This window comes from Microcoleus sp. A003_D6, assembly GCF_036702825.1.
In the GTDB taxonomy this organism is placed as follows: domain Bacteria; phylum Cyanobacteriota; class Cyanobacteriia; order Cyanobacteriales; family Microcoleaceae; genus Microcoleus.
In genome coordinates this window covers 1-10,714 of the sequence record NZ_JAUBWA010000175.1, presented here as the reverse complement: position 1 = coordinate 10,714, position 10,714 = coordinate 1, and the positions used below count along the sequence as shown (strand labels likewise).

At 43.8% G+C, this 10,714-nt stretch carries 9 protein-coding genes; 3 read left to right on the top strand and 6 right to left on the bottom strand.

The features are described 5' to 3' along the window. Positions 1-129 precede the first annotated feature (129 nt). Both QUB70_RS29625 and QUB70_RS29620 read right to left on the bottom strand, forming a co-directional pair. A complete protein-coding gene (locus QUB70_RS29625) occupies positions 130-1,659 on the bottom strand; it encodes a YifB family Mg chelatase-like AAA ATPase (RefSeq protein WP_332985241.1) in 1,530 nt (509 codons plus the stop codon). A 58-nt stretch (positions 1,660-1,717) separates the two neighbouring features. Further along, positions 1,718-1,921 (bottom strand): hypothetical protein, encoded by a 204-nt coding sequence (locus QUB70_RS29620; protein WP_332985240.1) that lies wholly within the window; start codon positions 1,919-1,921, stop codon positions 1,718-1,720. Here QUB70_RS29620 and QUB70_RS29615 point away from each other — a divergent pair. The 3 genes from QUB70_RS29615 (at position 1,920) to lnt (ending at position 5,922) form a co-directional block, all read left to right on the top strand. Beyond that, entirely contained in the window at positions 1,920-2,267 is a 348-nt protein-coding gene (locus QUB70_RS29615; protein WP_332985239.1) for a histidine triad nucleotide-binding protein, read from the top strand. The genes QUB70_RS29620 and QUB70_RS29615 overlap by 2 nt on opposite strands. A gap of 548 nt (positions 2,268-2,815) precedes the next feature. Then, positions 2,816-3,898, top strand: coding sequence for a photosystem II q(b) protein (gene psbA / locus QUB70_RS29610; RefSeq protein ID WP_332985238.1), 1,083 nt, complete (start codon positions 2,816-2,818; stop codon positions 3,896-3,898). 188 nt (positions 3,899-4,086) lie between these two features. Beyond that, entirely contained in the window at positions 4,087-5,922 is a 1,836-nt protein-coding gene (lnt, locus tag QUB70_RS29605) for an apolipoprotein N-acyltransferase (RefSeq protein ID WP_332985242.1), read from the top strand. 18 nt (positions 5,923-5,940) lie between these two features. Here lnt and QUB70_RS29600 read toward each other — a convergent pair whose 3' ends face one another. The 4 genes from QUB70_RS29600 to QUB70_RS29585 form a co-directional block, all read right to left on the bottom strand. Then, positions 5,941-7,740, bottom strand: coding sequence for a mechanosensitive ion channel family protein (locus QUB70_RS29600; protein WP_332985237.1), 1,800 nt, complete (start codon positions 7,738-7,740; stop codon positions 5,941-5,943). Positions 7,741-7,904: 164 nt separating this feature from the next. Beyond that, positions 7,905-8,255: a slr1659 superfamily regulator gene (locus tag QUB70_RS29595; protein ID WP_332985235.1), complete on the bottom strand. Its 351-nt coding sequence runs from the start codon at positions 8,253-8,255 to the stop codon at positions 7,905-7,907. Positions 8,256-8,304: 49 nt separating this feature from the next. Further along, positions 8,305-8,898 carry a DUF6272 family protein gene (locus QUB70_RS29590; RefSeq protein ID WP_332985233.1) on the bottom strand — a complete coding sequence of 198 codons (594 nt, stop codon included), beginning with the start codon at positions 8,896-8,898 and terminating at the stop codon, positions 8,305-8,307. Positions 8,899-9,216: 318 nt separating this feature from the next. Further along, positions 9,217-10,584 (bottom strand): SpoIIE family protein phosphatase, encoded by a 1,368-nt coding sequence (locus QUB70_RS29585; protein ID WP_332985232.1) that lies wholly within the window; start codon positions 10,582-10,584, stop codon positions 9,217-9,219. Between the last annotated feature and the right edge of the window lie 130 nt (positions 10,585-10,714).

The window sequence follows — 10,714 nt, the reverse complement described above, 5'->3', positions numbered from 1 at the left end:
TATAGTCCAAATAAAAGTCCATGACAGCAAATGTATTGTTTGTTACATTATACACCATAAAGTCAGGAGAGCCATATAGACCTGCAATATATCAACTTACGACTTGAAAAACGATCGCACAAATCCCCCTTACTGCATCCGATCGATCGTCCGATACTGCACCGCCTCCCCCACATGATTGGTTTTCAGGCTTTCATCCCCCGACAGATCGGCTATAGTTCTAGCAACCTTCAAAATTCGATCGCTCGCCCGCGCCGAAAGCCCCAACTTCCGAATCGCCATCTCCAATAAATTCCGCGAAGCATCATCCAACTGACACCATTGGTTAATGTGGCTGCTTAGCATCTGCGCGTTACACCGCAAGCCAGCTTCCGACTGAAAACGGCGAGTCGCCATCTCTCGCGCCCGCTGCACCCTCACCCGCACCGGTTCCGACTCCTCACCCGTCGGCTGTCGCGTAATTTCCTCCGGTTTCAAACGATTAACCGCCACTTGCAAATCGATCCGATCCATCAAAGGCCCCGAAAGTTTTGCCCAATATTGCTCCCTCTTTTGCGGCGAACAAGTACACTGTTGGATCGAATCGCCGTAGTAACCGCAAGCGCAAGGATTTGTACTCGCAACTAAAGTGAATTGAGCCGGAAACATCACCGATTGTCGGGTTCGAGAAATCGTCACATAACCATCTTCCAGCGGTTGTCGCAAAAACTCCAAAACATCTCTTTTAAACTCAGTTAATTCATCCAGAAAAAGTATGCCGCGATGTGCTAAGGAAATTTCACCCGGACGCGGAAAACTGCCGCCACCTACCAAAGAAGGCCCAGATGCCGAATGGTGAGGACTGCGAAAAGGCCGATCGCCCACCAAGCTTCCTTTATCCTTCAACAACCCAGCCACCGAATGAATCTGAGTCACATCCAAAGCTTCATCAAAAGTCAGCGGCGGCAAAATACCCGGCAAACGCCTCGCCAACATAGTCTTACCGCTCCCTGGCGGCCCCACAAAAATTAAATTGTGTCCCCCCGCCGCCGCAATTTCCAAAGCCCGCCGCGCGTGAATTTGCCCCTTGACATCCTTTAAATCTAAACCCGGAATCCGCCGTTTTGCTAACTCTTCTCGACCGTTTACTTCTACCGGCGAATAAACTTGAGGATTGTTCAAAAAATCAGTAACTGCAAAAATATTCTCAAAACCGTAAACAGATATTCCGTGCACCAAAGCCGCTTCTTGCGCGTTACCAGCCGGTACAACCAATCCCGAAATACCCATTTTGGCAGCAGCAGCGGCGATCGGCAAAACCCCAGCCACAGGCCGCAAACTCCCGTCTAAAGAGAGTTCTCCTAAAAATAAATGATCTCCCAAAAGCTCACCGCTGACTTGTTCCGATGCTGCTAAAATGCCAATGGCGATCGGCAAATCGAAACTCGGCCCTTCCTTCCGCAAATCCGCCGGAGTTAAATTAATCACAATACTCCGCATCGGAAAAGCATATCCCGAATTTTTTAGCGTAGCCTTAACCCTTTCTTTAGCTTCTTGCACCGCAGAATCTGGCAATCCCACAACCACAATTTTCGGTAGCCCCCCCGACACATCAGCCTCGACACCCACCTTTACCGCGTCAATTCCTACGATCGATGCACTCCAAACCCTAGCAAGCATTTTTCTTTATCCTTAATTTGCCTGTGCTTGATTCATCATCTATTATGATTAACAATGACTAATGAATATCGGAAGAGGCAAGAAAAACTTTTCCTGGCCTCTTCCTTTTCTCTTTTTGCTGGTCTCCTCCTGAGTCTTCCCCCTTCCCTCCTCTCCTTGTCCCTTCCGTCTTCCCCCTTCCGTCTTGCACCTTCGCCCTTGTCACTTCCCACTTCTTCCTTCTTCCTTCTTCCTTCTTCCTTCTTCCTTCTTTAACACCCATGACAACTCAAGAAACGCTTTTCAGCAAAATCATCCGCAAAGAGATTCCCGCAGACATCGTTTATGAGGACGACTTGGCCCTCGCGTTCAGAGATATCCATCCGCAAGCACCCGTCCACATCCTCGTCATTCCCAAACAGCCTATTGCCAAATTAGCCGATGCCGAGTCGGGAGACCATGCTCTCATGGGACACCTGCTGCTGACTGTCAAGCGGGTAGCAGAACAACTCGGGCTCAGCAACGGCTATCGCGTCGTCATTAATAGTGGCAGCGACGGCGGTCAAACTGTAGACCACTTGCACCTTCACCTTCTCGGCGGTCGGCAGATGAACTGGCCCCCTGGCTAAAGGCCAATTTTTACGCAGAACTTACGGACTCATCATCAGAAGCCCGGTTTATTTCTATTGCCAAGCGCCTCAGAAACCGGGTTTCTTTTTCGTCAATAAACCCGGTTGAGGGCACAAGATTGAGAATGCAGCCCGATCGCACTAGAAACCCGGTTTTCAGTATTCTCCCTATAATAAATTACGTTCGCCGAATCCATCGGTGATATGTAAATAAATATTAAAAATCATCTCTTCAAGACCTAATAAAGAGATATTTAAATGGAAAGGTCATCGACCCGAACAACAATAATTTAATCTAACTGCTGAACCAATCTACAGACAATAGATTCAGCTCTTGTGGTCGCTATATTTGATCCTAGTTTGCCCGTAAAATTACTTTATAAATAACTACAAATATTTACTAAAAATCAACGTTTGTAAAGGTTTGTAAAACTTTTCAAATGTCAGCACTAAGCCCTTGGCAAACTTTAGTTAGTAGTGTTACTAATAGAAGCGTGGGGCATCCCCATAACGAACCTTGAAAATTCAATTAAGCAATCATAAACCAAATGACAACAACCGTACAGAGTCGCGAAAGCGGCAACGTTTGGGAACGTTACTGCGAGTGGGTAACTAGCACTGACAACCGCATTTATGTAGGTTGGTTCGGGACTCTGATGATTCCCACCTTGCTCAGCGCCACCATTTGCTACATCATCGCCTTCATCGCTGCTCCTCCTGTGGACATCGACGGCATCCGCGAACCAGTTTCAGGTTCCTTGATGTACGGCAACAACCTCATTAGTGGTGCTGTTGTTCCTTCATCAAACGCGATCGGGCTTCACTTCTACCCCATCTGGGAAGCAGCTTCCCTCGATGAATGGTTGTACAACGGCGGCCCTTACCAGCTCGTAGTTTTCCACTTTCTCATCGGCATTTTTTGCTACATGGGCCGTCAGTGGGAACTGAGCTACCGCTTAGGAATGCGTCCTTGGATCTGCGTAGCCTACTCTGCACCTGTGGCATCTGCTACCGCAGTATTCTTGATTTATCCGATCGGGCAAGGCAGCTTTTCTGACGGTATGCCCCTGGGTATCAGCGGCACATTCAACTTCATGATCGTGTTCCAAGCAGAGCACAACATCCTGATGCACCCCTTCCATATGCTGGGAGTAGCTGGTGTCTTCGGTGGTTCTTTGTTCTCTGCAATGCACGGTTCTTTAGTTACCTCTTCTTTGGTTCGCGAGACAACCGAAACCGAATCGCAAAACAACGGTTACAAATTCGGTCAAGAAGAAGAAACCTACAACATCGTTGCAGCCCACGGCTACTTCGGTCGTTTGATTTTCCAATACGCGAGTTTCAACAACAGCCGTTCCTTGCACTTCTTGTTAGGTGCGTGGCCAGTAGTTGGCATCTGGTTTACCGCTTTGGGTATTTCCACGATGGCCTTCAACCTCAACGGTTTCAACTTCAACCAATCGATTATCGACTCGCAAGGTCGCGTCATCAACACTTGGGCTGATGTCATCAACCGCGCTAACTTGGGCATGGAAGTCATGCACGAGCGCAATGCTCACAACTTCCCTCTAGACTTGGCTGCTGGTGAAGTCACCCCAGTAGCAATGGTTGCTCCTTCCATCAACGGCTAAATTTAGCTTGAGATAGACAAAAAGCGCCCCTATTTGTAGGGGCGCTTTTTGTTTGGGCAAGGAAAATTTGATAGATTTCCTTCTGTTAAATTCGTTAGATCCGTTAAATCCCATACACTGCGGGTTGCCGAACTTCCCGATCGATCTGATATATTGATTAAGAATTATTATTTTTGGCAATCATCAAAGTGGCGATATTTAACAGGCACAAATTTGAAAAACTTGCGGTTCATAAATCTAAAATATTAGCCTGGGCGATCGCACTTTTCAGTGGCATTTCGATGGCATTGACAACAGCACCATTCAATGCTTGGCCCTTAGCCTGGATTGCATTAGTTCCCCTGTGGGTTATGGTTGTCAGTTATCAACAGCCAATAATCACAGAAAAAAAACAAAAATTTCTTTTTCTTCCTTCTTCCTCCCATCCGTTAAATCCGTTAAATCCGTTACAGAATCCGTTGCCGAACTTCTTCCTTCTTCCCGTACTGTGGGGAATTGGCTATCACGGATTAGCCTTATCTTGGATTATGGGAATACACCCGATGACTTGGTTGGGAGTTCCTTGGTGGCCGAGTTTGGCGATCGCACTTTTTTGCTGGACATTCATCACCCTTTGGGGAGCCGCATTAGTCACCGTTTGGGCGTGGCTATTTGTAATTCTCAACTCCCTCAGTTTACCAGGGGAAAATCTAACTCTTAACTCCCCCCCTTTACCAAGTAAAAATCTAACTCTTAACTCCCCCCCTTTACAAGGGGGGGCTGGGGGGGGTAAAACTCAATTGTCAGCATTAACCCGCGTGTTAATTGGCACAGCTTTGTGGTGCGGCTTAGAAAGTATTTGGAGTACAGGTTCGCTGTGGTGGACATCCCTATCTTACACCCAAAGCCCGCACAATTTAGCAATATTGCACCTCGGTCAACTCTCCGGGCCCAGCGCAGTAACAGCGGCAATTGTAGCAGTAAATGGCTTAATCGCAGAAGCTTTTATTGAAGGAAGAAGGAAGAAGGAAGAGGGAAGAAGGAAGAGGGAAGAAGGAAGAGGGAAGAAGGAAGAAGGGAGTGGAGAAAAGGAAGAAGGAAAAAGTAAAAATTGGGTGGCTTATTTTTTGCCTGCGAGTTTGTGTTTGATTTTGCATATTGTCGGCTGGAGTTTGTACAATCGCCCCTTAATTCAAGAAGCGGGAACAGCATTAAAAATTGGGATTATTCAAGGCAATATTCCTAACGAGATTAAGTTTGACTCAGGCGGCTGGCGGCGCGCTTTGGAAGGTTACACGGCTGGATATAAAGAGTTAGCAGACAGAAAAGTTGATGCTGTGTTAATTCCAGAGACGGCTTTGCCTTTTATCTGGACAAACGAGTATCAGCGTTCTACTCTTTCCTTTTATCAAGCTATTCTCGATCGCGGCGTTGTGGCTTGGATTGGAGGATTCGGACAGCAAGAGAATAGTATCACTAACAGCTTATTGGCGATCGACAAAACAGGAGAAATTATCGGCCGCTACGATAAACTAAAGCTAGTGCCTTTAGGCGAATATATCCCTTTTTACGAAATCTTAGGCGGGATTATTAATCGGCTTTCTCCCTTAGATGCTCGTTTAGTACCCGGCAACTCTAAACAATTGTTTGATACGCCGTTTGGCCGCGCCATTGTCGGAATTTGTTACGATTCGGCGTTTGCTGAAATTTTCCGATATCAGGCCGCAAATGGGGGCGAATTTATGCTCACAGCTTCCAACAATGCCCATTACAAACCGCCGATGCTGGCCCAACATCACGCCCTAGATGTGATGCGCGCAATTGAAACTGATAGATGGGCAGTTATCGCAACTAATACTGGTTATTCTGCTTTTGTAAATCCTCGTGGCGAGACGGTTTGGAAGTCGGGAATTAATACCTATGAAGTCCGAGATACTACTATTTATCGCCGCCAAACTCGAACTTTGTATGTGCGCTGGGGCGATCGGCTGACGCCTTTATTGTTGGTTTTGGCTGGATTAGCGAAGGTTCTCCAAAGAGGCTAACGGGAAATGCTCAATAGCTTACCCCTTAAGAGTTTTTGGGGACTTTACCCCCGGTTTGTTTCTACCTACGGACAGGTAAAAAGCAAACCCTTGCTTAGCAGTAGTCGGGTCAAGTCCAGTCTGCACAAAACTGCTGACAGGACTCTGATTAATGCTAGCATCAACGGCATTCCCATTATCCTCTGACTCTTCCTCTCCTATCGGTTTAATGCCATTCCAATTAAGGTAAGTATTCCGCAGATTGTTGAAAATTTCTTGATAAATTTGGCTTCTGACGCGATCGCCCCGCTTCCCATCTTCCAGTTTGATATCATCCACAAAAAAGCCGATCTGCAATTCAAGATACACCGAGGAGTCATCGTGATTCATTCCGATCATCCTGATTTGCGGTTCTTGCCATTTTTTTCTCGGCACTTTCAACTTTTCTTTGATCCATTTAATTATATCTAGAACATAATCATCTAAGCGAGTTTCGTCAGCTTGAGGGTTCGAGATTTTTTGATACAAGCGTTGCGATCTTCGCTTTAACAAATTAATCTTTTGTTCCCATTCTTCAGAAATAAAGTATTGATCGTCATCCAGCAAATTTGGATCTCTCAGCCAAATTCGATACCACTGCCTAATTAACTCAATCAGTCCCTCTTCATTATATTCTTCAAAATTCACTACAGCACGGCTATCTTCAGTTGCCTCGATCACTTGAAAACCAAAGAGTTCTAAGATTGCTAAATATTCCTGTTGGACGTTTTCTCTTTCATCTTGAGTTAACCCTCCTTTTTCTGCAAACTGCACCGTAACAACCAAAGATTCCAGGGCTTGTTCAATTTCCTCTAATTTTAAATTGACCTCCTGTTCAGCCATTAGTCGCGATTTCCCAACTTCTTGTTGTTCGACTAGAGCGGCATCACTTCCTTCCGCGTTATAGTACCTATCAATTACCTCCAATTTAGCATCCATATCCCCTAGTGTATCTGGATGAGCTAACACAATTTCTTGCATCAGCTTCTTGGAATCCTCAAGATTACCTTCCGAGGGTATTTCTATTTCTATAGAGTTATAGTATAAAGAGGTAGGGCGACTTAGATTAGTAAGTTTTTGACCTTGCAATACACTGTTGGGAATATAAACATCGCAATGGTTGCTAAATATATATAGCTGAGTCACCCTAATCCCAATCCGGCGCAGCATTCCGATTGAACCATCTTCAAGGAGCAGAATATCACCAAATCGAAAAGGAGTATCAATAAGTAAAACAACCCCACTAAAAAAGTTAGACAAAATATCCTGAAGCGCAAAACCGAGAACAAAAGTAGCACCGCCCAAAGCCACCCAAATTCCACTTAAATCAACCCCAAAGGAACTGATCACAAGTACACCGCCACCCAGGAAAATAATCACAGGAACAACGGCTGATAGGATGGGAAGCAATACATCATCCCACATAACCTCAGTTTTTTTAGTGTACTCTTTGAGGTAGTAGATAAAAACTTCGATAAATAATTGAACAGACCAATAACTAATGGTGATAATTAAAATAGGTGTGAGGATATGTTCGATCGCAGCAAAAATATCAGGAGAAACTAACTTTCCAAAAGTGATTTTCAGACCGAAAATAGCGAAGACAATGAGAGCTGGATAGGCGGAAACATTTAAGGTGACAATTGCAATGTCCCGTTCAAAATTCCGAAAAATGGGGCGCAAGATATAAAAAATTATTAGATATAATAGCCCAGTTCCCAGAGCGGTGAGTAGCAAACAGATCGAGAGCTTACTAATTATATTTAGCGTGTCAAATTGATGAAAAATGTTTTCTAACATAGTAGTTTATCCCTTAAATTAATTAACTTAATTTTTCTCACAAAAAATCCCTAACATTTTGGTCATTAGTTGCATTTACTCCTCTAGAACAGTCATCAACTAATTTGACATGAATAGAGGTGTAAATTTCATAAAATGTTACGTTCGCTCCTAAATATTTTACTTTATTCAACTACAAGCTTTAAACCTGGAAGCAATCGCTCTAAGTTTTTCAAGGATTTAACTTGCCAGGGCATTTTTTTTGTGCCTAAAACCACCAATTGACTCTTCTTTTTCCGCATCCCAAGCACAAATTTCGACAGCATACTGATGCCAGAACTGTTGAGAAATTTTAATTCTTTCACATTTAATGTAAGAGTTGCGGGTGCTAATTTAGCCACATCATCGAGCAACTTAACAATCGGAGCATAATCCTTGGGGCCTCCTAGACTGATGGCACCTTTAAAATAAACTGTTGAGGATGCTGGATCGTATTGCACCTGATAATCCTCGCCTTTGACTTCTTGATTGGTCATAGCTTTTATGTCTTTTTTTGCTTCAGATGTCTAAATTCATCAGTTAAAATTATACAACAACTTGAGCCATTGTAGTAACGGTGATAATTTGTGGATTACTGGGATCGGACTCAAATTTCCAGCCGAGTTTGGCTGAATAATCATTGATCGCGGTCAGCAAACCTAAGCCAGAAGCTTCACTATCTTCGGATTCGGCTGCTTTTGTTATCTGCTCAACATATAAGTCATTAGGATCTGCCGATCGTAATTCCTCAATAAAGGCTTGAAATTTCTCCACACTTTCAGGACTAATACCGTTTTTGGTAAAAATCACAGCAGTGACTATATCCAAGTTTTCCGTAAAATGTATGCCAAACTTAACTCGATCGTTCTCGCTTCCTTCATGAAATTTCATGGCATTCTCTAAGAGTTCGTTTCCGATATAACTCACCGCATTTTTTATGGCTTCCATCCGTTCTTCTACCTCACTATCCTCCTCATCAATTGGGAGAATATTAAAAAAATAGTCAGCGAGAAAACAAGCTGATAAGCGGTTATTCAGCCACCGCCGCTTAATTGGTCTAGAACTGGAAATAAAGCTCAGTTCTAAAGAATCATGTGACCGAGAAAACTCTTCAATAAAATCTCCAACAAGCTGGATCATCTCTGTTACCTATTAATCGATAAAGGTTTGTATCATCCAATACGGTTCAGCTCGGGCCGATCCCCCTAGCCCCCCTTAAAAAAGGGGGGGACAAGAACTCGATCAAAGTCCCCCTTTTTAAGGGGGATTTAGGGGGATCTCCGGGGAATTAACAGTGTTAACCCAAGCGTATTGTGGTATCATCAACAATTTCATTAGTTGCTTATGACATTTTTTTGGTTTTTCGGGATATTTGTGCTGGATGCAGAACGAGTTACCATTTTGTGAGGCTTTAAGGTTAATTGCTAACTGCAAAATGTTCATGGCAACCTACGCACATCATTTGCGAAAAATGTTAAATATATTCTTTTTGTTGACATTTTCTTTGACTTCATCCAATAATTCTTGTTCCTCAAATGATTCTTGTTCCTCAAATGATTCTTGTTCCTCCAATAATTCTTGTTCCTCAAATGATTCTTGTTCCTCCAATAATTCTTGTTCCTCAAATGATTCTAGGTTATCAGATGCTTCCTGCTTGATCACCAGTAAAGTAATGTCATCAAAAACTTTCTGCTTGCCAATAAATAGTTTAAGGTCGTCAACGATCGCTTGTTTTATTTCTTCGGCCGAGCAGGCCCAATTATGACTAATAACTTCGCAGAATTTTTCCATCCCATACTGTTCTTTATCAAGGTTATAAGCTTCAGGAATTCCGTCGGTATAGAGGACAATTCCATCCCCCTCCTTTAATTCAATGATTGTATGATTGATGAATTCAGTAATTTCTTCATCTAATCCAATAGGGAAGCCTAGATTCATCGTGTCAACGCGCTCAACCAGCCCGCCCTTTCGCACTACAATAGTTTCCTCATGCTGACCGCTGATACTTATTCTACCTTTTGTATAGGTGAGAATGACTAACGTCAAATTCTTCTCAGAATTCATCCGTTGAACATTTTTATAAATAGTGCGATTTAGTGCATCTAAAAATTTAACTGGATCGAGTTCTCGAATTTCTTTAAGAGTCCGAACTGCTGTTTGCGTCATTACCATTAAAATGCCACTTTCGAGTCCGTGTCCGGTGACATCACCGATGCCAATTGTGACGATTCCGTCTACGTAAAGAATGTCATAGTAGTCGCCGCCTATTTCGTCGGCGGGTTCCATAAACCCTGCAATTTCTAAACCTTCGATGGCGTCTAGTTCGTCTGCTGTAGGAAGAATCATCTGTTGCATTTGACGCAACATATCTAGTTCTTTAGCCATGCGGAAGTTTTCAGATTGGAGGATGGCTTCGGCTTCGTTTCGCTTGAGAAGGTTTACATAGGCTTTAGAGTGGTAGCGGATACGAGCTATTAGTTCTGCCTTGTCTGGGAGTTTAACGATATAATCGTTTGCCCCTAAAGCAAAAGCTTTTGCTTTAATCAGCGGTTCTTCTTTACTAGAGAGAACGATCAGCGGAACATATTTTGTGGGAGCGTTATTGGCTCGCAAAAAGCGTACTAAGACCAGTCCGTCCATCTCTGGCATCACTAGGTCTTGTAAGATGACTGTTGGTTGACATGACCTCGCAACTTTGATCGCCTGGGTAGGGTCGTTACAGTAATGAAAGGTGATATCTTTTTCTGGAAGCAACATTCGACGAACTGCTTCGCCGATCATTGGCTGATCGTCGATGAGCAAGACTGTAATCGGATCTTCTGTCACTGAGTTCACTTCCTTTTGAAAGACTAACTTGAAATTGACACTCTCAGCGCTAAAGCGACTGAGATTCTTAAGATTTTGCAACCTTAATATCCTGATTACTCAGGTTCCCAAACTCACCGCGTTTGCTCGC